The sequence below is a fragment of the Fodinibius sp. GM108 genome, from assembly GCF_058386985.1.
Genome location: NZ_JBYEIR010000001.1, coordinates 643,122 through 664,189, shown reverse-complemented (window position 1 = coordinate 664,189; position 21,068 = coordinate 643,122). Strand labels below are relative to the sequence as shown.

General features: G+C 44.0%; 19 protein-coding genes and 1 tRNA gene. 10 read left to right on the top strand and 10 right to left on the bottom strand.

Translation table 11 applies throughout. The annotated features are described in order from the left end of the window. Positions 1 to 150 precede the first annotated feature (150 nt). The 5 genes from ACT3ID_RS02885 to mdh all read left to right on the top strand — a co-directional run bounded on the left by ACT3ID_RS02885 (position 151) and on the right by mdh (position 5,349). Entirely contained in the window at positions 151 to 1,353 is a 1,203-nt protein-coding gene (locus tag ACT3ID_RS02885) for a D-alanine--D-alanine ligase family protein (RefSeq protein WP_491540470.1), read from the top strand. A 23-nt stretch (positions 1,354 to 1,376) separates the two neighbouring features. Further along, the gene (locus tag ACT3ID_RS02880; protein WP_491540469.1) at positions 1,377 to 2,864 is read left to right on the top strand and encodes an ABC transporter substrate-binding protein; all 1,488 of its coding nucleotides are present in this window, start codon (positions 1,377 to 1,379) and stop codon (positions 2,862 to 2,864) included. Between the two features lie 6 nt (positions 2,865 to 2,870). Continuing rightward, entirely contained in the window at positions 2,871 to 3,743 is an 873-nt protein-coding gene (locus tag ACT3ID_RS02875) for an NAD(+)/NADH kinase (RefSeq protein ID WP_491540468.1), read from the top strand. 139 nt (positions 3,744 to 3,882) lie between these two features. Continuing rightward, on the top strand, positions 3,883 to 4,203 hold the full coding sequence (locus ACT3ID_RS02870) for a four helix bundle protein (protein ID WP_491540467.1): 321 nt from the start codon (positions 3,883 to 3,885) through the stop codon (positions 4,201 to 4,203). A gap of 189 nt (positions 4,204 to 4,392) precedes the next feature. After that, on the top strand, positions 4,393 to 5,349 hold the full coding sequence (gene mdh, locus ACT3ID_RS02865) for a malate dehydrogenase (RefSeq protein WP_491540466.1): 957 nt from the start codon (positions 4,393 to 4,395) through the stop codon (positions 5,347 to 5,349). A gap of 298 nt (positions 5,350 to 5,647) precedes the next feature. Here the strand turns inward: mdh and tnpA are convergent, their stop codons facing one another. Beyond that, positions 5,648 to 6,067 (bottom strand): IS200/IS605 family transposase, encoded by a 420-nt coding sequence (gene tnpA, locus ACT3ID_RS02860; RefSeq protein ID WP_491540465.1) that lies wholly within the window; start codon positions 6,065 to 6,067, stop codon positions 5,648 to 5,650. Between the two features lie 427 nt (positions 6,068 to 6,494). Between tnpA and ACT3ID_RS02855 the strand changes: the two genes are divergently transcribed. After that, positions 6,495 to 6,917 carry a DUF6567 family protein gene (locus ACT3ID_RS02855; protein ID WP_491540464.1) on the top strand — a complete coding sequence of 141 codons (423 nt, stop codon included), beginning with the start codon at positions 6,495 to 6,497 and terminating at the stop codon, positions 6,915 to 6,917. 386 nt (positions 6,918 to 7,303) lie between these two features. On the opposite strand, the gene ACT3ID_RS02850 is transcribed toward ACT3ID_RS02855, so the two are convergent. The 5 genes from ACT3ID_RS02850 to ACT3ID_RS02830 all read right to left on the bottom strand — a co-directional run bounded on the left by ACT3ID_RS02850 (position 7,304) and on the right by ACT3ID_RS02830 (position 11,664). Beyond that, entirely contained in the window at positions 7,304 to 8,113 is an 810-nt protein-coding gene (locus ACT3ID_RS02850) for a LabA-like NYN domain-containing protein (protein ID WP_491540463.1), read from the bottom strand. A 94-nt stretch (positions 8,114 to 8,207) separates the two neighbouring features. Continuing rightward, positions 8,208 to 9,680: a lipopolysaccharide biosynthesis protein gene (locus ACT3ID_RS02845; protein WP_491540462.1), complete on the bottom strand. Its 1,473-nt coding sequence runs from the start codon at positions 9,678 to 9,680 to the stop codon at positions 8,208 to 8,210. A gap of 66 nt (positions 9,681 to 9,746) precedes the next feature. Further along, complete coding sequence (locus tag ACT3ID_RS02840; protein WP_491540461.1) at positions 9,747 to 10,187, bottom strand: type II 3-dehydroquinate dehydratase; 441 nt, start codon at positions 10,185 to 10,187, stop codon at positions 9,747 to 9,749. After that, positions 10,184 to 10,582 (bottom strand): HIT family protein, encoded by a 399-nt coding sequence (locus ACT3ID_RS02835; RefSeq protein ID WP_491540460.1) that lies wholly within the window; start codon positions 10,580 to 10,582, stop codon positions 10,184 to 10,186. Before ACT3ID_RS02835 ends, ACT3ID_RS02840 begins: the two co-directional genes overlap by 4 nt. 122 nt (positions 10,583 to 10,704) lie before the next feature. Beyond that, the gene (locus ACT3ID_RS02830) at positions 10,705 to 11,664 is read right to left on the bottom strand and encodes an MBL fold metallo-hydrolase (protein ID WP_491540459.1); all 960 of its coding nucleotides are present in this window, start codon (positions 11,662 to 11,664) and stop codon (positions 10,705 to 10,707) included. A gap of 167 nt (positions 11,665 to 11,831) precedes the next feature. Between ACT3ID_RS02830 and ACT3ID_RS02825 the strand changes: the two genes are divergently transcribed. The 4 genes from ACT3ID_RS02825 (at position 11,832) to mscL (ending at position 14,908) form a co-directional block, all read left to right on the top strand. Next, positions 11,832 to 11,904, top strand: a tRNA-Lys gene (locus tag ACT3ID_RS02825). Positions 11,905 to 12,067: 163 nt separating this feature from the next. Then, entirely contained in the window at positions 12,068 to 14,113 is a 2,046-nt protein-coding gene (ftsH, locus tag ACT3ID_RS02820; protein WP_491540458.1) for an ATP-dependent zinc metalloprotease FtsH, read from the top strand. 28 nt (positions 14,114 to 14,141) lie between these two features. Continuing rightward, the gene (locus ACT3ID_RS02815) at positions 14,142 to 14,315 is read left to right on the top strand and encodes a hypothetical protein (RefSeq protein WP_491540457.1); all 174 of its coding nucleotides are present in this window, start codon (positions 14,142 to 14,144) and stop codon (positions 14,313 to 14,315) included. A 137-nt stretch (positions 14,316 to 14,452) separates the two neighbouring features. Next, positions 14,453 to 14,908, top strand: coding sequence for a large-conductance mechanosensitive channel protein MscL (gene mscL, locus ACT3ID_RS02810; protein WP_491540456.1), 456 nt, complete (start codon positions 14,453 to 14,455; stop codon positions 14,906 to 14,908). Between the two features lie 200 nt (positions 14,909 to 15,108). On the opposite strand, the gene ACT3ID_RS02805 is transcribed toward mscL, so the two are convergent. The 4 genes from ACT3ID_RS02805 to ACT3ID_RS02790 form a co-directional block, all read right to left on the bottom strand. Further along, positions 15,109 to 16,650 carry a Na+/H+ antiporter NhaC family protein gene (locus ACT3ID_RS02805; protein WP_491540455.1) on the bottom strand — a complete coding sequence of 514 codons (1,542 nt, stop codon included), beginning with the start codon at positions 16,648 to 16,650 and terminating at the stop codon, positions 15,109 to 15,111. A 56-nt stretch (positions 16,651 to 16,706) separates the two neighbouring features. After that, entirely contained in the window at positions 16,707 to 17,702 is a 996-nt protein-coding gene (locus ACT3ID_RS02800) for an NAD(P)H-dependent amine dehydrogenase family protein (RefSeq protein ID WP_491540454.1), read from the bottom strand. Between the two features lie 327 nt (positions 17,703 to 18,029). Continuing rightward, entirely contained in the window at positions 18,030 to 19,640 is a 1,611-nt protein-coding gene (locus ACT3ID_RS02795) for an N-acyl-D-amino-acid deacylase family protein (protein ID WP_491540453.1), read from the bottom strand. Positions 19,641 to 19,700: 60 nt separating this feature from the next. After that, the gene (locus tag ACT3ID_RS02790; RefSeq protein ID WP_491540452.1) at positions 19,701 to 21,020 is read right to left on the bottom strand and encodes a serine hydrolase domain-containing protein; all 1,320 of its coding nucleotides are present in this window, start codon (positions 21,018 to 21,020) and stop codon (positions 19,701 to 19,703) included. Between the last annotated feature and the right edge of the window lie 48 nt (positions 21,021 to 21,068).

Below are 21,068 nucleotides of genomic sequence, written 5' to 3'. Positions count from 1 at the left end.
GGTCCGACCGCAAATACAGTGGTTGGACCGGAATACTTTTAACCTAAGTCTGATGAGCAATCATCAGGCTTTTGTGTTTACAGGAATCTCACATATGAGACGATCTTTTCTTATCATTACAAAAAACAGGATTTAATACGACACTATCTTATGAGCTCAAAAAATGTAGTTGTAGCGTTTGGCGGAATCTCTCCCGAGCACGAGGTTTCGGTCCTCTCCGCAATGCAGGTAATTGCCTCTCTCAAAGAAACAAGTTATAATCTCATTCCACTGTACATATCAAAATCAGGACGGTGGCTGACAGGAGATCCACTGCTCGATATCGAAAACTTTCAAGACCTTGATGAGCTCAAAAATAAAGCTACACACTGCACTTTTTCTCATGATGATATGGGCAAACCCATCCTGATGGAAACAGAAAAAAAAGGATGGTTCGGCTCTGCGGACAGCCATTCCATTCACGCAGTAATTCCCGCTTTCCACGGCTCGGAAGGCGAAGATGGTTCATTTCAGGGTACGTGCGAGATGTACAACATTCCCTATGCCGGCAGCGGTGTTTTTGCCTCAAGTCTGGGGATGGATAAGGTAAAAGCCAAAGAAATATGCCGTGCTCATGATATTCCCGTAGTCGATGGTTTTGATTTTTATGAAAGTGAGTGGGAAGAAAATCAACAAACAGTGCTGGATTTTGCTGACACCCTAAGCTACCCCGTCATTATTAAACCAGTGCGATTGGGCAGCAGCATTGGCGTCGCCCGCGCTGAAAACCAAAACGAGCTCATAGAAGCTATAGAAACAGCATTCCGCTACGATGATAACCTGATGATTGAAAAGGCAGTTACTCCGCTGGTTGAAATTAACTGCTCGGTTTTGGGAACGCCACAAAATCGAAAAACCAGCGTATGCGAACGGCCGCTGGGACAAGAAGAAACGCTCTCGTTTGAAGATAAGTATCAGTCCGATGACGGCAGCCAAAAAGGCATGGCCTCGGCTGACCGCGTGATCCCGGCCGATATTGAAGATGAAATGACAAAAGAAATCCAGTCGCTGTCTTCTAAAATTTTCAAACTATTCCGGGCCAGCGGCGTCGCACGACTCGACTTTTTAGTTAATGGCGATACCGATCAGATCTATTTTAACGAGATTAACACCATTCCCGGCTCATTTTCTTTTTACCTTTGGGAGGAAAGTGGAATGAATATGCGAGAATTAATGCTAGAATTAGTTGATATCGCTGCTGATCAGCATCAGAAAAAAGTAGGGCGCATTCGTTCATATGATACGAATTTACTGGATGAAAAGGCTGTACAGGGAATCAAAGGACTTAAAGGCAAAAAACAGTCAGAGGATTAATTATACATCAGTTAGCCGCTAATATGAAATCATTTATCTCTTCTTACACATTATGTACAGCTTTTGTATTTGTTTTTTTATGGGTGGGATGCTCCCAGCCCGAAACGGTGGTGGTTGATAAAGACCCGAAACCTACCGCGCCTGCAGACACGGCCGACGACGCTTCGGTCGAGGAGGCAAGTTTTCGAAAGATGGTGATAGGTGAGTACAACCCAATTACTTCACTCGATCCTTTATTTGCCGACAATGCCGCGGAAATGCGTGCTGTACAATTGCTTTATGAAGGACTTGTGAGATTGGATGACAACGGATCGCCTGTACCTGGTATGGCTCAAAACTGGCAAGTCAGTGATGATTCGCTAAAATATACGTTTCAGCTTCGGACGGATATTTTTTATCACGATAGTAACGCCTTCAGCACGGGAACGGGACGACGTATGGTAGCTGAGGATATCAAATTTATTTTTGAACGAATGGCCCGGGCAGGAGTGCCGCCTACGGCAGCGCAAATGTTTATGGATATCCGGGGCTTTGATCCTTTTTTCAGCGAGCAACGCAATATTTACCATCCATCTGATCGCAAATTAACGGGCATTACAGGCATTCAAACACCCAATGACAGTACGGTTGTTTTTGAACTGGTGAATCAAGATTCTCAATTCCTTAAAAAACTGGCAACGCCTCTGGCCGTCATATATCCGCAAGAAGCGGTTGATCAGCCTAACGAGTCATTCACACCTGTCGGGACCGGTCCTTTCGAGTTATCATCACAGCGAAGTGACTCAACGTTTATTTTCTCTAAGTTTGAAAATTATTATGCAGCTTCTGATACGGATCTGAACCGGGTAGATATCATCTCAATTACATCGGAGTCTGCTCTTTTTAAAGCAATGGCAGCCGGTGACATCTATTTGATACCACAGCTTGGTCCCCAGCTGATGGAAGAGCTTATCAACGATAATGGTGAACTATCTTCTACCTATGCTGAACGTTACACTCTCCAAAAACCCGGCGGACAAACAGAATATGTATTGCAATACAATCCTAACGCCAATCTAACAACCGGTAATACCAGCACGCTTTCCCAGTTAGCTGCTGACTCAAATTACTTTAATCAATTTTATAATGATCTGGTAACAGCACAACCGATAAATGATACAACCATTACTTCAGCACCAGAACTACCCGATCAAATTTTGACGGTATTTTCGGATGATCCATTTGTAAAAACGTATCTTGGCAATCTTTCTGAAACGCTACGCGAGCGGCATGATGTTCAACTACAGATGATGGATATACGAGCCCCTTTCCGCGACACCGGTTTACTTTTCACCCAAAAATTTCCGCTCATCCCCAACAGCCAATTGAACAACTATCAAGAACTTTTCCGATTTTCGGTCCAGCATCTGGCACTCCAGCGATCTGAAATTGAAAATCTTGAATTTAATGCATTTCCGTGGTGGTTCAATTTACGCGGGGTAACACTGCCGGCTGAAGAAAATCTAAATTAATAGACTATGAAATTTGCTGTCATAGCAAATCCTCAAAAATATTCTGTCAAAGAACCGTTCATTGATCTGCTTAACTGGTCTGACGATCAAGATGTGCAGGTATTTTTCAGTGCTGAACTGAAAGAGCTGTACGATGGCGAAGAGCATGCGTCGGCTGTGGTTATGGATGATGAAGAATCAGCTATTGACGAAGCAGATATCGTAATAGCTCTCGGCGGTGACGGTACCATGCTCTACACCGCCCGGTTGGTCAAGAGTATCCCCAAACCGATTCTGGGCGTAAACACGGGGCGACTGGGATTTATGGCAAACACACAGAAAGAGAATCTATACCAGGCGCTGGAATACCTGCTCGAGGAAAATTATCGTATTGAAAAACGCTACTTGCTGGAAGCAGAAGATAACCATGGGAATATCTATCATGCTTTAAATGAGTTCCTGTTTTCAAAGAGAGATTCCACTTCGATGGTGAATGTAGGTGCAGAATATAACGGGATGTTTATCAATAATTATTGGGCTGATGGACTGATCGTCGCCTCTCCCACAGGTTCTACAGCCTATAATCTCTCCTCCAGTGGTCCCATCGTGATGCCCAATACCAATGTCATGGTGGTAACGCCGATTAATCCTCATACACTCACAACGCGTCCACTGGTACTGCCTTCTGATAAGAACCTAAAAATTACTGTTGAAAAACAGGAGCACGATGTACTGTTCTCATACGATGGTCAGATAAAAGAGATCGCCTCATATCCCTTTCATGTCAATATCAAACGATCAAACTTTACAATTGGACTGATAGAACTACCCAACCAAAACTATTTTGATACACTTCGTAACAAGCTGATGTGGGGCATGGATTCGCGGAATAGAGGCTAGAAGTTGGAGGTTGGAGGCTAGCGGTTGGAGTCTGGAAGTTGGGGCTTAGAAATTGAAGATAATAAATTGCTGGAAATTCTATATCCGAACATTTATATAGGTAGTATCTATTAACCCTTAATTAAATCAGGAGAGTATTATGATTAAGTCTTATGAAGATCTTGAGGTGTACGAACGAGCCTATCAATTAGCCATGAATATATTCTGGAAGAGCAGAGAATTTCCTCAAGAAGAAAAATATTCGCTCACTTCACAAGTGATTAGATCGTCACGATCTGTGAGTTCGAATATTACAGAGGGTTGGGCTAAACGAGAGTATGAAAATTACTTTAAGCAACACTTGATACATGCGTTGGGCTCAAATGCAGAAACCAAAAATTGGATAAACTTTGCTAAAGATTGCCAGTATTTATCCGAGGATGAGTTCAAGGATCTGATACGAATTGGATACTGTTGGTAAGATGCTATACAAACTACACCAAGACTGGACCTCCTATTAAACTTTTAGTCAAGACTCAGACTATCAAAGTTCCAACTTCCGACCTCCAACATCTATCTTCAACTTTTCAACCCGTAACACGTCCTGATATTCAGGAGAGAAAACATTATCTTAAACCTAAAATTTTTAACTTCTAAAATTATTAGTCTCATGAAAGTAACAGTTGTCGGTGCCGGTGGAAATGTCGGCTCAACCGTATCTATGGCTCTGGCGCAACGCGACTTTGCCAAAGAAGTAGTAATGGTTGATATCGTGCAAGAGAAAAACGGTGAAAAAATTTATCCCTCCAAAGGTCGGGCTCTCGACCAGTGGGAATCGTCGCCTATTCATCAATTTGATACAAAGCTTACCGGGACAGTTGATTATGAAGATACCGCCGGATCGGATGTATGCGTTATTACCGCCGGCGTACCTCGTAAGCCGGGAATGAGTCGCGATGATCTGCTCGAAACCAATGCCAATATTGTTCAAGAAGTTGTTACCAACCTGGTCGAGCAATCACCCAACACTATTCTAATAATTGTTTCTAACCCGCTGGATGTAATGGCTCAGGTGGCACTCGAGACAAGTGGATTTGAGTCTCACCGTGTTATGGGTATGGCCGGAATTCTGGATACGGCTCGCTACCGCTCGTTTCTTGCCGAAGAAATCGGTGTCTCTCCAAAAGATATTCAGGCACTGCTGCTCGGCGGCCATGGAGATACTATGGTTCCCCTGCCGCGCTTTACCACGGTTTGCGGAATGCCGGTTACCCAGTTTATTGATGATGACAAGCTCGAAGAAATTGTTGACCGCACCAAAGGCGGCGGCGGCGAACTTGTCAATCTGATGGGTACCTCTGCGTGGTACGCACCCGGTGCAGCAGCTGCACAGATGGTTGAAGCTATCATGCTCGATCAAAACCGTGTTTTCCCATGTGCTGCATATCTCGACGGCGAATATGGACAGGAAGATCTTTTCCTCGGAGTTCCCGTTAAACTGGGTAAAGGCGGAATTAAAGAAATAATCGAGGTTGACTTAAACGACGAAGAACGAGATCTTTTAAATGAATCGGCTGATCACGTTCACTCTGTTCTCCAAGAGTTCCGTCAGCTGATGGAAAAATAAATCGCAAATAAATGAAGACTTAGGCTTCTTCACTACTTGCATTTTAAAAAGGGCTCCGCAGACCATACCGGAGCCCTTTTTCTTTTTAAGGATGGAATGATTCTTCTTAAGGATGGAATGATTCTTCCTCGGAACTATTCTAGCGCGGGAATTTATTCCCGTGCCGGCGGCGAAATTATTATGTATAGTGTAAAGCCCATTCTTTGCCAAGAGTCATTCATCGGAAAACATGACAGACTTTCAAAAAAGCAGCAATTGGTAGCGATGATTTAAAATTCCATCCACAGCTTTGAAAGTTTCAGTCATTATAAAATTTAAATCTGTTCAGCTCTTCTTCTAGTTTCCAATGCTGATGATGTCTTTTCTGATTGATTATATAGCTTCTAGTTTTATCCAAATCATCAGGACTGACTGAAATAGCCCCGTATCCCACCTGCCAACCAAATTTGACTTTAAGATAATTACCTTCATTTATATATCTGGAGGAAGCGCCTTTTATTTGTTTAAGAAGGTCAGACAACTTCTGATTAGGAAGCAGCCGTAAAAGACAATGAGCATGATCTTCAACACCATTGATCACATCCACCACATATTCATTTTTCAGAGCATTCTCCTTGATGAATTTGAACACTTGAATACGAAATCTCTTATCTAATAATGGTTGACGATCCTTAGTTGTCCAAATACAATGAATCCATATTGATGAATAACTTTTCATGTCGAGTAAAATTACTGAATAATTCTGTCTTTATTGTTAAGACTATTGAGAAACAAATTCCTTACAGTATTCATCACCCTAACTTTCTCAATATTGCTAGCGCGGGAATTTATTCCCGCGCCAGAGAAATAAAAATTATTGAGACACAAGAAACCAAAAGTCAACATCTCTTGGACAAAAAGATTATAGCCCGAGCGTATTAATACTAACACGCGGCCGCGTTATGATGAACAAAGTATTCATCAGCACACTAAAGCTTCGAAGAACAGGTGTTCGCGCTATCGAAAAAAATCCAAATTGAAACAAATTAAGAAACTAATATCCCCATCCTACGTAGTAACTTCATTATATAATTGCTGTAAGTACTCTGTTTACTATTGCAGCTATAGTCTTAAAATAAATACCTTTAAGAACAAATATATTCATCATGAAAATATTCCAACATCTGGCAACCGTTTTATTTCTATCAATCTTCATATCCAGCTGCAGTTCAACGGGGGCGTTTTATTCCGCTAACCTTACCGAAGTTCAGCTTTCAGAAAACAATTACGAGATCGTCGCTACGAATGTAGCCGGTGAAGCCACATCCGGATACCTTCTTGGTTTAAGCTCTGGAATAGGTACACAGCAAATGCAGACATTCGCCATCGCGCGGGTTTCCGGAAGTGGAATGATATATGGTGAAGCTATTGAGGACTTGTGGCGCAACTTCAGGGGAGAATATGGTGAAGTAGAAGGGCGTAATTTAGCACTTGTAAACGTGCGCTTTGATACTGACGCACTTAACTTAATCCTTTATACACAACCCAAAGTATCTGTAAGAGCAGATGTAGTGGAATTTAATGACTAGTTAATGAGTGATTTCTAACTCTTTTCACTAATAATTTTTGTTCAGCTTCCCATTATCAGTTGCACAGCTAAATCAAACGCAGAGTGTTTTCCCCTCGTCCCGACGCAGAGCATTCGGGACGAGATCATTAATCTTAAATCTTATCTCGCATCAGTCGCTCCGCGTCCTTTTTTATACCAAAGAAATAACTAGCGCGGGAATTTATTCCCGTGCCGGCAAGAATTAAAAACACAAAGCGCGGGATTTAAATCCCGCGCTAGCTATGTTATATCACTCCTGTCGCAGCCTTATATAATTCAAAAGGCCGCACAGCTTGTCCGCCTTCTGCTTTCACCATAAGAAGAAACGGACTTAAAAAAATTACAACAGGCTGTCCGACCTACGGGTTACGGGGCACTTATGAGGATAATATCTTCGGCTACCAATCCTTTTTCATTCTCCACCAGATCAAATTCAAATATCAGATCGCGGCTGGGGAGATAACTGGTATCAAAATTATCTTCGAACTGCGAAATATGAGCAAATACAGTATTGTATGGAGACTCCTCGAAACGGGAATCCGTAACCCATAGATTTTCATTCATATCAACGAGAAAGCGCAAGAAACCATATCCGTCGTTATGAGAAAAATCGTAGCAAACACCGCGTACCCGAGATCCCGGCTTACCCCAGGCATAGGGAGATTCTATCGGCAACAATCCCGGAATTAAGTATCCCGAAATATACATATCGGCTTCTTTCTTGAGATTACCCGACATATTATCGAAGCCGATAACCTCAACACGAGCACCCTTTCGCTGAACGGCATCCACCACACTTACATAGCTACCGTTGCTCGTCAGCAGCACCACTTTATCAAGATGATCAGCCTGCGTAACTATATCCACCGCCATATCCATATCCACGGTCGATTTTGTAATAGTTTCGCCTGTCTCTTCATCCCGATAATACTGCAGCGGCTTTTTAATTACTTTATACTCAAAGTCGCGCAACACCTCGCTGAACCGTCTTGTCTTATTCTTGTAAGACTCATCTTCCTTGGCTCGCTGCTCATCGTAAGCCAAATACACATTCATCCGGGAAGGAGTTGCACTATCACGGCAGGCAAATTTTCGAAGAATATCATATCGTAGACCAAAACCGCCATTCATTGTTACATTTACTGCATCAACATAAATACCTACTTTACCTTCCATAATATTATCTCCAAATAGTTTCTTAATTCTTTCTCTAATAATTTTAGAAAAGCGCAGGCTCTCTCTCCTAAATCGAATCGGAAATCAATATTGTCTATTTACTACTGAAATAATTTGGGATAGATAACATGATTATCCCTGCGCTACTAATTATTAACATCAGGAAGCGACCCGTCCATTCCGAATCGAACCACTCTATTACCCAGGGCAAAAAGTGATATGCTCCGGCTGCCAATATCATCATCATAAAAGCCCGCAGCAGTTGGTAGTTGATGGGATAAATCTGCACGCTTTTGTAATAGAGAAGCATCGCCATTGTACTATAGCTGATAAGCGTGGCTGTCGCCGAACCCATCATGCCCATATATGGAATTAATATGAGATTGGCTACTACAGTAATTCCAGCTCCAATAAGGGTTATAACAGGCAATATTTTCGTCTCCTCTTCGATGAATATACCTGCAGAAAAATTCATATACCATCCCTGAAACCAGTAGGCCCCAAGCAGAATTGGGACGATGTTAAGACCCATCCAAAAATTCTCTCCCACGAGATAGGCATCCAGGAAAGGAATTCGTATTTGCACGATCTGCTGGACAAACAACGCGACTACGAGAAAGCAGATTGCGGCTACAGCATTAAAGTAGATAAATACGTCGCGATAAAGTGATTTCGCCTCAGGATCATCAGAATGACGTAAGAAGAAGGGCTGCCAAGACATCCGAAACATCTGTACCAGCAATAGCATAAAAACTGAAACTTTGTAGCAAGCACTGTAAATCCCCACAATATCGTCGGGCACCATGTTACCGCCGTAAAGCTGATCGACCGTGGACTGCGACAGGTAATTTCCAAGGAAAAAGCGATCGAGTGTTTCGTTGATCGCATAGCCCAATCCTGCCGGGACAAACGGCAGTCCGAAATAGAGCGCTTTTCGCAGAATCGGCGTGTCCCACGATCCCGATAACATGCGTGCCGTCGCCGCCCAGATGACAAAAGCCGTAAGCCCCGATGCAATCAAGCTGGCAAAAAAGACGGCTTCGATTCCCCAACTGAGCTCCAGAATCAGGTAGAACTGTAGTCCCACATTAACGAGAATATTTCCTGTTTTAAGAGATGCAAAAAGCCAGTGCCGGCGTACAAGGCGCAGCTCTGCAAAAGGAACCAACACCATAGTATCAAACCATAGGATGCCCAGCATCATCCAGTACAAATTTTGGCTGCCTGTAGCCTCCAAATTCATGGTGGGCATCAGAAGTGGTGCCGAAAATATTAGAATGACAACCAGTGCCGTAGCAAGCGCACCCAATCCCAACTGAATTGTCTTGAATACATTTTTGGCATTTTCGCGCTCTTTGGCATAACGCAGATAGGCCGACTCCATGCCAAAGGTGAAAATCACATTCAAAAAAACGAGTGCCGCATACACCAGACTGACAATTCCATACTGTGACGTACTGAAGACATCGGTATGCAGGGGCACAAGCAGATAACCGATGAACCGCGCCAGTACATTGCTGATGCCGTAAACAAGAGTGTCAGAAAGGAGTTCTCGTAGTTTCTTCAAAAAGAGGGTGTTTACCTGCTAATTATTCAGTTGACAATCAGGAACAAGCTTGAAGCTCGTAATTTATTACGCATTACGTATTAATTTTTCAAGTGCATATACCCCCAATACATAGCTTTGCTTGCCGAATCCGGTTATAATTCCATCGGCTACAGCCCCGGTAAGCGTTTTCTCGCGAAATTCTTCGCGCGCATGGATGTTGGACAAATGAACTTCTACAATCGGAATATCAACTAATTCCAAAGCATCACGAATGGCAACTGAAGTGTGAGAATAACCGCCAAAATTGACTAAAACGCCATCAACGTCACTATCGCTGTCTGCCAACGACTGAATCGACTCCACCAGTTCTCCTTCCAGGTTACTCTGAAAAAACACCATCTCATGATCGGGAAATGAATCGATAAGCAACTGTTCGATATCTTTGAGTGTCTCGGTTCCGTACTGTTCGGGATCACGTTTGCCCAACATGTTAAGGTTAGGCCCATTCAAAACAGACAGTTTCATATCTCCACCTCTGATGCGATCTGTTCTGCCAGCTCTTCCATACGCTCGTCGCTCACTGCCACATTATGTCCCAGTGCCATGACCTGGTTTGTTTTGTAGAGTGGAATAAGATGCAAATGAGCATGCGGTACTTCTAATCCCTGTACAATCACTCCTGTTCGCAGCGGATCAAGCGCCTCATCAATGGCATGAGCAATCGTCCTGGAAAGATCCATTGTGCTCTGATATAATTCATCAGGCAAATCAAAGAAGTAGTCAATCTCTTTTTTTGGAACAACAAGCGTGTGCCCTTCTGCAATCGGATTGATATCCAAAAATGCAATGTGATCATCGGTTTCCACTACTTTGTGACACGGAATTTCGCCCTCAATGATTTTTGTAAATATAGTAGCCATGATTTACAGGTTACAGGTTACAGGTTACAGGTTACAGGTTACAGGTTACAGGTATCTTGTTTATAGCAAACACAATTGTCAAATTTCCCAAAAATAATTCCTAATTCGTAATTCCAAATTCATCATTCTAAATTTCTATAGTACTTCATCGTTTCTTGATCCAGCTGAATTTTCCCTTCTTCAATACCCCAATCCAGATACCCCAATACTTCAGAAAGAACCAGGAAAATAGCTCCGTTTGCAATTGCATCCTCAAACATCCGGTAAGATAACTCCATCAACCTCATTGGTTGTTGTTGCAGCAGCCCTTGAATTTTTTGGTATCGTTTTTTGTGTTCTGACAAATGATGTTTAGCGACTTCTCCGACCCGCTCGATTGTTTTACCGTGCCCCGGCAGCACTACTCCATTCTGCATAGATATCCACTTCAGTGATTCCCGATATTGCAGTAAACTTTTATTACGCTTTTTAGTATCGGGATCAAAATTGATAAGAGCATTTGTACTTATATGTTCCAGGAGCAGATCTCCGCCAAATATGATATCCTGATTGGTTGTGTAGGAAAGGTGTCCGGGTGCATGTCCAGGTGTGTGATATACCTCCGCCGACAGCTTACCGCTACTTAGCGTTGTGCCCTCCTCAACCCATTTCGGTTCAATCGGCAGCTGAAACTGCTGAAGCCAATCAAGCTGGTCGATCATCTGTTGGATAAAATCATCTGGAATACGATGTTTACGAAAAAAATCATCAAATAGCTCCCCGTCATCATTTCCCGCTAAGTTTGCCCGCTCTTTTGGATGCGCATAAACTTGAGCATTCGAACGCTCCGCCAGCTTAGCTGCTTGTCCAAAATGATCGGGGTGTCCGTGGGTAAGCCAAATTTCGTCCAGATCTCGCACAGCCCGTTTATGTTTTTCAAATTCCTTAAGAACTTTTTCAAAAGCATTTTCAGCATAATGTCCGGTATCAACAAGCACCGTTTTATCATCTGTAATGAGATAGCAAAATACGTCTCCTACGGCAAAAGGAGTAGAAATTTGAATAGGATGAACATTTGCACGCTCTAAGATTTCTTTTGACAATGAGTCGGAATTAAGAATTATATTTATGCAAAAAGGGAAACTTAGCCATAAAACAACAGACAAAAAACGGCTTTCAACGGTTGGTTTGATCAGCTAAGAAAATTACAAAAATTCATTTGAAATTACCCCCGTTAAACCTGTATATTTGGACTCTCTTTTAAGCAGGAGAGTCGGTAGCTCAGATGGTAGAGCAACGGCCTTTTAAGCCGTGGGTCGAGGGTTCGATCCCCTCCCGACTCACTCAAGAATCATGAATCTCTCTCTCAAGCCTCTGGTGGTTGATAGCCTCAGAGGCTTTTTTCATATATTCAGCAATGGAAAGATGGAATACAATCACTTTATCTTTCGTTGAATGTGATGAATATTTATCCCAACTTTAGTTGATCTTACTTAATACCACCTTATGCCTGAGAATAAGAAGCAACAATCAGATAAAAAGAAATCTCAAAAAAATAATAAAGGACTTCAAGGTCCGGGCGGCAAACACCAATATACATTCTATTGGATAGTTATCGCAGCTCTGCTTGGATTTTGGCTGTTTAGTTCGCAAGAAGGCGGACTCTTCGGGGGAACTCCTACTATTGATTACAGTGAGTTTCGCAATCAGGTAAAATCCGACAATGTGGAACAAGTTACTGTACGCGGTGATCAAATAAACGGAGAACTGAAGCAAAAAACCGCGTTGAAAGCTGCCGACAACGACACTACCCGCTACGAATCATTTACCACCTATGTGCCCTCTTTCGGTGATGACGAACTCAATACCCTGCTGGAGGAACATGAAGTTCAGGTTAGAACCCTTCCTGAAAGTAATTTCGACTGGTGGACAGTACTGCTCTGGGGCTTGCCGCTTATTTTTCTGATTTTCATCGGCATACAATTCTTCCGACAAATGCGTATGCAGGGACAAAACATGTTCAAAATTGGCGAAAGCAAAGCCAAGCTGCAGGATGCTGAAAAGGTAGATACCACCTTTGATGATGTGGCGGGATTAGAAGGTGCCAAGACTGAATTACAGGAAATTATCAGCTTTCTTAAGAATCCTGATCAATTTGATTCTCTGGGTGGAGAAATTCCCAAGGGCTTGCTTATGGTGGGACCTCCCGGTACTGGCAAAACTCTGCTGGCGCGCGCTGTAGCTGGAGAAGCAGGGGTTCCCTACTTTACGATTACAGGTTCTGATTTTATGGAGATGTTCGTAGGCGTCGGTGCCAAACGGGTTCGCGATATGTTTAACAAGGCCAAGGACAAAGCTCCGGCGATTATCTTTATAGATGAAATTGATTCTATCGGCCGTAAACGTGGAGCCGGCCTCGGTGGCGGACACGACGAACGAGAACAAACGCTCAACCAGTTGCTTGCTGAGCTAGATGGTTTCGAACCGAATGAAGGCGTTGTGGTTATGGGGGCTACCAACCGTCCCGATATCCTGGACAAAGCACTATTACGCCCTGGTCGTTTTGATCGCCAGATAACCGTAAACTTGCCTACCCAGGAGCACCGCGAACAGATTCTGGAAATTCACGCAAAGAATAAAAAACTCTCCGACGAAGTCGATCTGGAGGAAATTGCAAAATCAACACCCGGCTTTAGCGGCGCTGATCTGCAAAACCTGCTGAATGAGGCAGCCTTAATCGCAGCACGATATAAGCGTAAAGCCATAGAACAACAAGATATCGATCAGGCTCGTGATAAAGTAATGATGGGCCTTAAGCGCGAGGGGATCAACCTCTCTGATCACGAGAAAAAGTTATTGGCTTATCACGAAGCCGGACATGCTATCGTAGCTGCTGTACTTCCAAATGCTGATCCCATTCACAAGGTAACGGTTATTCCTCGCGGTAAAGCAATGGGCGTTACTATGCAGCTTCCGGAAAAAGAAAAACTGCTTTATGAGAAAAAATATATGCTCGACCGTATGGCTGTAATGATGGGCGGACGAGCTGCTGAAAATCTCATCTTTGATACGGCTACCAGCGGTGCCGAAAATGATTTAAAACAGATTACTAAACTTGCCCGCAAGATGGTGCTTGACTGGGGTATGAGTGAAAAATTTAACAATATTGCTTTTGGAGGCCAGCGTGAACAGGTTTTCCTTGGTGAACAGATGGGCAGTCAGCGTGATTACAGCGACAGCACGGCCCGCGAGGTTGATGAAGAGGTCCAGCGTATTCTCAAAGAAGCATATGATCGAGCTCTAACAGCTATAAAAGAACACAGGGATATCCTTGATAAGCTTGCCGATGAGCTGATTGAAAACGAAGAAGTGTCCGGTAAAGTAGTCATGAAATGGCTGAACGGTGAAGATGAAGAGGATGAATCAGAGGAGGTTGATAAATCAGAAGAAGCAAAAGATACAGATCAACAGGATAGCAGAGCTAAAACCGACGGGAAATCAAACGAACAACCAAAAGAACAAGCAGGTAGACCTGAGACAGAAGAAGAATAGTAATTAATCCGAATTAGATATTCGAGGAATGACTGAATACAAAATCATCTTCGAAAGCGGAGTCACTACTACTATTGAAGCCGAATCTGTCAATTCTAATGAAGTGCTCGACAAAGTGGAAATCAAGGGGGCCGATGGCGAAGAGATTGAAGACATCTATCTTAACTTCAATCATATTTCAGCCATTATTCCACAGGACTAACAACCTGTACCTATTAAGAAGAGCCAGAACTCTTTAAAACCTGTGTACTTCATCTTTCGATCGGTTTTAAAGGTATAGTTTTGTAATCTGATAGGAGCATAGGGATATCAATCAAGACCTGAATTGTAAAAATGAAGATGATAAAAGAATTCAGAGAGTTTGCTGTAAAGGGCAATGTGGTGGATATGGCGGTGGGGATAATTATAGGCGCTGCTTTTACAGGCGTTGTTCAATCTCTGGTTAAAGATGTGCTTATGCCGCCGCTGGGGTTACTAATGGGAGGCGTCGATTTCTCCGAATTTTTCTTTGTGCTTAAGGAAGGAACTACATCCGCACCATACCCTACGCTGAAAGCCGCACAAGAAGCAGGTGCTGTTACGCTAAATTACGGGGTGTTTTTCAATACGCTGATCAGTTTCCTGATTGTATCATTTGCCGTTTTCGTCCTCATCCGATACGTCAATAAGTTAAAACGTCCGCAAGAAAAACCCGAGCCTGTTACACCGACGATCAAAAAGTGCAACTATTGTTTCTCGGATATTCCTGTTGAAGCCACTCGCTGCCCGCACTGCACTTCTGAGCTGAAAAGCTAGTAACAGCACGCGCAGATACTCGTGTTATGCATGTGCGGATTTTTAACCACAGAGTAACGCAGAGGACTCGCAGAGGTTCGCTGAGCCCTTTAGAGTTGTGAGGAGGTTGTACCTGCGAACCTATATCCTCGGGAGTACAACTCCCTCGGAACTTTTCCTGCCTGCTTTTTTACCTGGATCACACCCGCCCGAAGTTAAAATCAGACGAAAAACATGACCATCAGCGTATAAAGAACCGCGCTCAGTCCTGCCGCAGTTAACGCCAGTGGAATCTGCGTTCGGACGTGATCCATCAAATCACTGCCCGTCGCTAGTGATGACAGAATAGTGGTATCCGAAATGGGTGAACATTGATCACCAAAGACAGCACCTCCAACAACAGCTCCAAAGCAGAGTGTAATAAAAAACTCATCAGGCATAACCGTCCATGCCAACGGCATTGCCACCGGAAACACTACTGCATAGGTTCCCCAGGATGTCCCTGCCGCAAAAGCAATAAGCATACATAATCCCATTAAGATAGCCGGTAAAAAAACAGGTGTAATAGCCTGACCAACCATCTCAACCACATATTCGGCGGTTCCGACCGAGTCGGCCACTTCTTTAAGCGTCACCGCCAGTGCCAGTACGATAGCGCCAATGGTCACTCCCTTGCAGCCATCCACAAAACCATCCATTACCGTTTTAAGATCCATACCTTTTGCCAAAGCGATAAACATACCCGCCAGTACAGCCAGCACAAAAGCTTCAGCAATTAGCAGTGTGGGATCTTCTCTTTGACCCATAAAATAAAAGGTAACAATATAGGGGACGATTGCTACGCCCAGCAGAGTACCTATGGGACCAAAGAAGTCCACAAGACCCGAACTGTAGTTTTTGGGTATATCCATCTCGGTAAGCTCATCCGAAGACATAGGCTCTGATCCATCACGATCCAATTTCCCAGTTTCACGAGAACGGACCATGGCTTCTCGCATCTTTTTGCTTGGAATCCAGGGCAACAGCTCCCAGGCAAATAGCAGAGTCATCAGAATTGCAATAATTCCATAAAAATTAAATGGAATAGCCTGTATAAAAAAGGTTATAACATCCTGATTACTCTGGAAAATAGGAATTGACCCCGCTACCAAGCCCGCAATGTAGATAGGCCAAACATTGAACGGAATCACCGTGGCTGCAGGTGCCGCCGTCGAGTCTACCATATATGAGCTTTCTTCGTGAGAAACCCCTTGCTCATCCGAAATAGGTCGTACTGTAGCCCCAGTTAATACTGTACTAATTGTCCCACCCTGATGGAAAACCAATCCCATGAGCCAAGTGAAGAATTTCGCACTTTTAGGCCCGCGGACCATCTTGGCACTGGCCCAATCGGCAAAACGCTGTGCGCCGCCTGTGCGTGTCCATATGCCGATAAGCCCCCCAAGCGACCACAGATATACGAGCAAAATAAGGGCAAAATCTTCGGTCCCTATAGAGGGAATCAAGTAGGCGTCCACGAGATTTATATTCCCCGATATCACCCCACCGAGCGCGATTCCAACGAAGAGTGAACTAACAACCTCTCTGGTCCAAAATGCCAGTACAATAGCTATAACCGGTGGTAATACCGACCAGAAACCGTAATGGTCACCCTGCTCCGGAAATTGTCCGGCAAAGATGACTCCCAGGATTATTACGATCAGAGCTATCCCAAGATTAATTTTATTGCCTTTGGAAATTTTGTCTAACGTATCTGTGGCCATTGATATCCTATTTAATTAGAAATGCTGCACTGATATTACGAAAACGAAAGGGCAGATTAAACTTTCGAAAAGCAGGATGGAACCGGCACGTCGAGCATCGTTTTGAGTCCGCTGCCTGCTTTTTTAACCGATGCCACTGCATTCACGGTGATGGCGCTGGTGGCAATGTCGCCATTAATTCCGCCTTCAATTTCAGAGCTGAACGTTGGTGTCCCTTCAATTACGACTTTATCATAAGATTTTTCTTCGCCCACTGCCGCCCGAAAGTGCAATGTTATTTTTTCTTCGCCATCAATGAATCCTCTTCCGATCTGCTCAACACCACTGGGATTATCCTCTTCAATTTCCGCGTAGCCAGAACTGATATGCTTTTTAGCACGCACTGGCTGCAGCGTTTCCTCAACGTTATCCAATTTCCAGTTCATGGCACTTGCTATCATATAAACAGATTCAGGCAGTCCAACATGACGAAGTGATCCATTTTGCTCTTTTTGTTTGAACTGCTCATCGGTAAGCCCGGCCCCGATTTTTTGCTGAAAAGGAATACGCCGCGATGAAGCATCCTGAACGCGCGATATCGTGACTTTTTCTACTTGTTGACAGACTGAGCTTAACACCGAAGGCAGATAATCCATCAGGAAACCGGGATTCACGCCTGTACCAAGACAGCTGACATCATTTTGTTTGCAAGCTTCGTCGATTCGCCGCGCAACGTCGGGCTGTGTTTCCCACGGATATGAAAGCTCTTCGCAAGTGGATACAATATCTAATCCAGCCTCGGCCAGCTCGATCAGCTGATCCTCTATTTTTTCCAGGCTCGAAAGCGTCGTAACTACGGCAACATCGGGATCCTGCTCACTTAGCACTTCGTCTAATGTTTTTTTAACGGGAATATCCAGCGCGTCCGATCCGCAAAGTTTGCCCAGATCCTTGCCAACTTTTTGAGGATCCAGATCGACCGCTCCTACAATTTTAATCCCTTCTCGCTCACGTGCATAATTTACAACTTTCTGGCCCAGCGGACCGACGCCAATATGTACTACTTTAATCATTTATAAATGTTATTTGAGTTATAAGTGTATTTAGAATGTTTATCAAAGAGTTCAATTGTTAAAATCTGAACCACAGGTTGCGCAGAGAATAACGCAGAGGGTATACAAACATCCTCTGAGATCTGAGGTAACTCTGCGATTCCCTCCGGTTCCTCTGCGGTTAATAATATTGTATTGTAGAAAAATGAGGTCTAATTAGTAAAGGTTTATGTTATTAACGCCTTTAGCGGTTAAAATTCAATAATGTGGGATTCGGGGATGACAGCAGCGATGTTTATTAAGAGTTTAAACACTAAAGCGTTCTTTTAATTTAACTAATGCTCTTTATCATTCACTACTGTCCGCATGAAGCAATACTCTTCCCGATCGTTCAGAGGATAAGTTGCCGCTATCCAGTGCTATATTTCCATTCACCAGCACATATTCTATGCCCTCCGAAAGCTGATGCGGCTGCTGAAATGTAGCCTTGTCATTCAGCTCTTGCGGATCAAAAATCGCGATATCCGCCTTTGCTCCTTTACGAATCTGCCCCCGGTCCGGAAGATCAAAAACCTGTGCCGGAAGGGTGGTCATGCTCCGTATCGCATCTGTAAGCCCGACCACCTCATCCTCCAATACATACTTTCGAATTTTCCGCGGGAATGTACCGTAATTCCGCGGATGCGGCACGCCTTCTCCCATCTGGACAAGGCCGCCGTCGGAGCTGGTCATCGTCCACGGCTGGCGCATAAATCGGTGCACATCATCTTCGTTCATGTTAAAGGAAACGATGCCCGGACCGCTTTCTTTGATCAAATCTATGGCGGTATCTAATGCATTCTCGTCTCTGTTGTCTGCTACATCTTCAAGTGTCTTTCCTTCAATCGAAGAATCCGGACCATAATAGCGAAACTGTATGCGATCGGGACCACCTCTGCGCTCCAGGTTCTCCTCCATGGCCGACCTAATTCTTTCAAGTCGTTCTGAATCCTCCAGCCGAACTCTCAGCGAATCATATCCGCCCTCCTCAGCCCATCGTGGCACCAATGCAGAAATCAATCCCGTTGCCGAAGCTTTGTAGGGATACTGATCGGCATAAACTTCGATGCCCTTTGATCGTGCCTTTTCTATATTGTCCACAATTGTTTCCGACTTTCCCCAGACCGGCGGACCAAGCGCTTTAATATGTGTAACTACGCCCGGTAGATTGGCCTCCGCCGCGACTTCAATTACTTCATTGACAGATGCTTCGAGTCCTATAGTATAATTCGATTCATCCCGAATATGACTGGTGTAAGCACCTCCGAACTCCGCCGCCACTTTAGCGAGCTCAATCAGCTCACCTGTGGATGCATAACTGCCCGGCGAATAAAAAGGTCCGCTCGACATTCCAAAAGCACCGCTTTCCATTCCCGTTCGAACCAGCTGTTTCATCTCTTCCAGTTCTTCAGAAGTCGGAGCTCGATCTTCCATACCCATTACTTCTTTCCGAATTGATCCATGTGCAGTTAGCTGGGCAACATTAATTCCGAGCCCATCCTCCAGCAGCTCTTCGCGCTGCTCTTCAACATCAACAGCTCCTCCTCCATCAGGATTAACAAACACTGTTGTAACACCCTGTCGCAACTTCGGCTCTGCACTGCTTAGCTCCGGATCCGTCAGTCCCGAAGCGGTATGGGTGTGTACATCAATAAAGCCGGGCGTCACATACCTACCTTCGGCATCAATTGTTCTGCGTGCTTTGGCATCCTTAAGATCACCGATTTTCACTATCTCATCATCATTGATAGCAATATCCGCAGAAAACCAGGGGTTGCCGGTACCATCCAGAATTTTGCCGTTGATGATTACGGTGTCATATTCAGCCGGACCGATAGACAAGGTAGCACAACTGGCAAAAAGCAGGCTAACCAATCCAATTATAAATAGTTTTAAACCGTTGCTGTCTGTAAGTTTCATTCTGATATAATCAATTTGAATGCCAATTTTCTGAATTGCTGTATAACCTTCGGTGAATGATCACTGTTCTTTTTCAAAATAGATATTGTTAGCTCTTCCCGATGAGATCGAAAAACCCTCTATATTGCCGTCTACAGATTCTTTAAACTCTATCTCCCAGCCGCCTGAGCGAAAAGTATGCCTGTCCACATACTTAAAAGTGCCTGAGGGGGACATCTCCCGATCCAGAAACAGCTGATTGTCTTTAAGTTGCAACCTATAATTCAGATCTAAATCCTTACTATGATACGTTCCTACATACTTGTTTAAATATTTTTCGAAGAGATCTGCCATGAAATAATCAGCCAGCTTTCTGTTCAGCTCCGAAGGGTTAATATCACCAAGATTGCACAATAGCGCCGAACCGTATTGTTGATCAGGGAATCGCCAGTAGTGAGCTTTAAAACCCATAAAAGTGCCGCTGTGCCCTACCGTTTTCTGTCCCTTGTATTCATCATGTTGCAGGGCAAAAGCATAATCAAGCGTATCTCCGTTGCTTAGGATCCCGCGGCGGTGCATCAGCTCATTAAATCCATCCGCATTGGAAAGACGATTTCTGGTAAGCTGCTGATCCCATTTTAACAGATCCTCGACCGTGGTATACAATCCACCGGGACCAACGCCTTCAAAATTCTGCAAATAGCTTAATTCAAATTCGCCGTTATCTTTCGGCTGATAACTGAGAGCTTTGTTATCAAATGCATGGTTGCGGTCGTCATGAAAGTGCGTATTCTCCATTCCCAAAGGTTCAAAAAGATGCTCACTGGTATATTCTCGCAGGGTTTGTCCTGAAACACGATTCACCAGCTCGGCCAACAGAGTGTAGCCGCTGTTGCTGTACATATATTCACTGCCCGGCTCAAAATTCAGATGGGACTGACTGGCTATAATTTCCACCATTCTCTCAAATGGAACAACGTTCTCCAGATCTAATCCATATAGGGATAGAAGAGAGTATAAGTCCGGAATTCCGCTGGTATGATGGATAAGCTGCCGGACTGTCGGATCGGGATTATCCGGATATGACGGCATCTCCGGAATATAATCTTTTACTGGACGATCCAGGTCAACCTCTCCTTTCAGGCTCAACAAGACGACTGCAGCAGATGCAAACTGTTTGGATACCGAACCAGCGTAAAAGACAGTCTGTGGCGTTATCGGATCGTTGTTATCCAGTATTGCTTCTCCATATCCTTTGCTAAACAGAAGCTCTCCCTCATGATACATCCCAACAGCACATCCCGGGGTCCCGGGCTGATTCCATTCACTAAAAATTTTATCAATTTGATCCTCATCAACATCCGTATTCAGCTGGGCTGCCGAAACCAATGGCAAAAGCAAGAGAGTGAAACAGAATAATTTTGTAATACTGATCCTTCGGATTGGAAT

What these genes read in the sequence shown, in the direction of transcription:
- ACT3ID_RS02875 (WP_491540468.1), top strand. Translation starts at nt 2,871, where the DNA reads ATGAAATTTGCTGTCATAGCAAATCCTCAAAAATATTCTGTCAAAGAA.
- ACT3ID_RS02880 (WP_491540469.1), top strand. Translation starts at nt 1,377, where the DNA reads ATGAAATCATTTATCTCTTCTTACACATTATGTACAGCTTTTGTATTT.
- ACT3ID_RS02800 (WP_491540454.1), bottom strand. Translation starts at nt 17,702, where the DNA reads ATGATTAAAGTAGTACATATTGGCGTCGGTCCGCTGGGCCAGAAAGTT.
- tnpA (WP_491540465.1), bottom strand. Translation starts at nt 6,067, where the DNA reads ATGAAAAGTTATTCATCAATATGGATTCATTGTATTTGGACAACTAAG.
- ACT3ID_RS02805 (WP_491540455.1), bottom strand. Translation starts at nt 16,650, where the DNA reads ATGGCCACAGATACGTTAGACAAAATTTCCAAAGGCAATAAAATTAAT.
- ACT3ID_RS02855 (WP_491540464.1), top strand. Translation starts at nt 6,495, where the DNA reads ATGAAAATATTCCAACATCTGGCAACCGTTTTATTTCTATCAATCTTC.
- ACT3ID_RS02835 (WP_491540460.1), bottom strand. Translation starts at nt 10,582, where the DNA reads ATGGCTACTATATTTACAAAAATCATTGAGGGCGAAATTCCGTGTCAC.
- mdh (WP_491540466.1), top strand. Translation starts at nt 4,393, where the DNA reads ATGAAAGTAACAGTTGTCGGTGCCGGTGGAAATGTCGGCTCAACCGTA.
- ftsH (WP_491540458.1), top strand. Translation starts at nt 12,068, where the DNA reads ATGCCTGAGAATAAGAAGCAACAATCAGATAAAAAGAAATCTCAAAAA.
- ACT3ID_RS02840 (WP_491540461.1), bottom strand. Translation starts at nt 10,187, where the DNA reads ATGAAACTGTCTGTTTTGAATGGGCCTAACCTTAACATGTTGGGCAAA.
- ACT3ID_RS02885 (WP_491540470.1), top strand. Translation starts at nt 151, where the DNA reads ATGAGCTCAAAAAATGTAGTTGTAGCGTTTGGCGGAATCTCTCCCGAG.
- ACT3ID_RS02815 (WP_491540457.1), top strand. Translation starts at nt 14,142, where the DNA reads ATGACTGAATACAAAATCATCTTCGAAAGCGGAGTCACTACTACTATT.
- ACT3ID_RS02850 (WP_491540463.1), bottom strand. Translation starts at nt 8,113, where the DNA reads ATGGAAGGTAAAGTAGGTATTTATGTTGATGCAGTAAATGTAACAATG.
- ACT3ID_RS02870 (WP_491540467.1), top strand. Translation starts at nt 3,883, where the DNA reads ATGATTAAGTCTTATGAAGATCTTGAGGTGTACGAACGAGCCTATCAA.
- ACT3ID_RS02795 (WP_491540453.1), bottom strand. Translation starts at nt 19,640, where the DNA reads ATGAAACTTACAGACAGCAACGGTTTAAAACTATTTATAATTGGATTG.
- mscL (WP_491540456.1), top strand. Translation starts at nt 14,453, where the DNA reads ATGATAAAAGAATTCAGAGAGTTTGCTGTAAAGGGCAATGTGGTGGAT.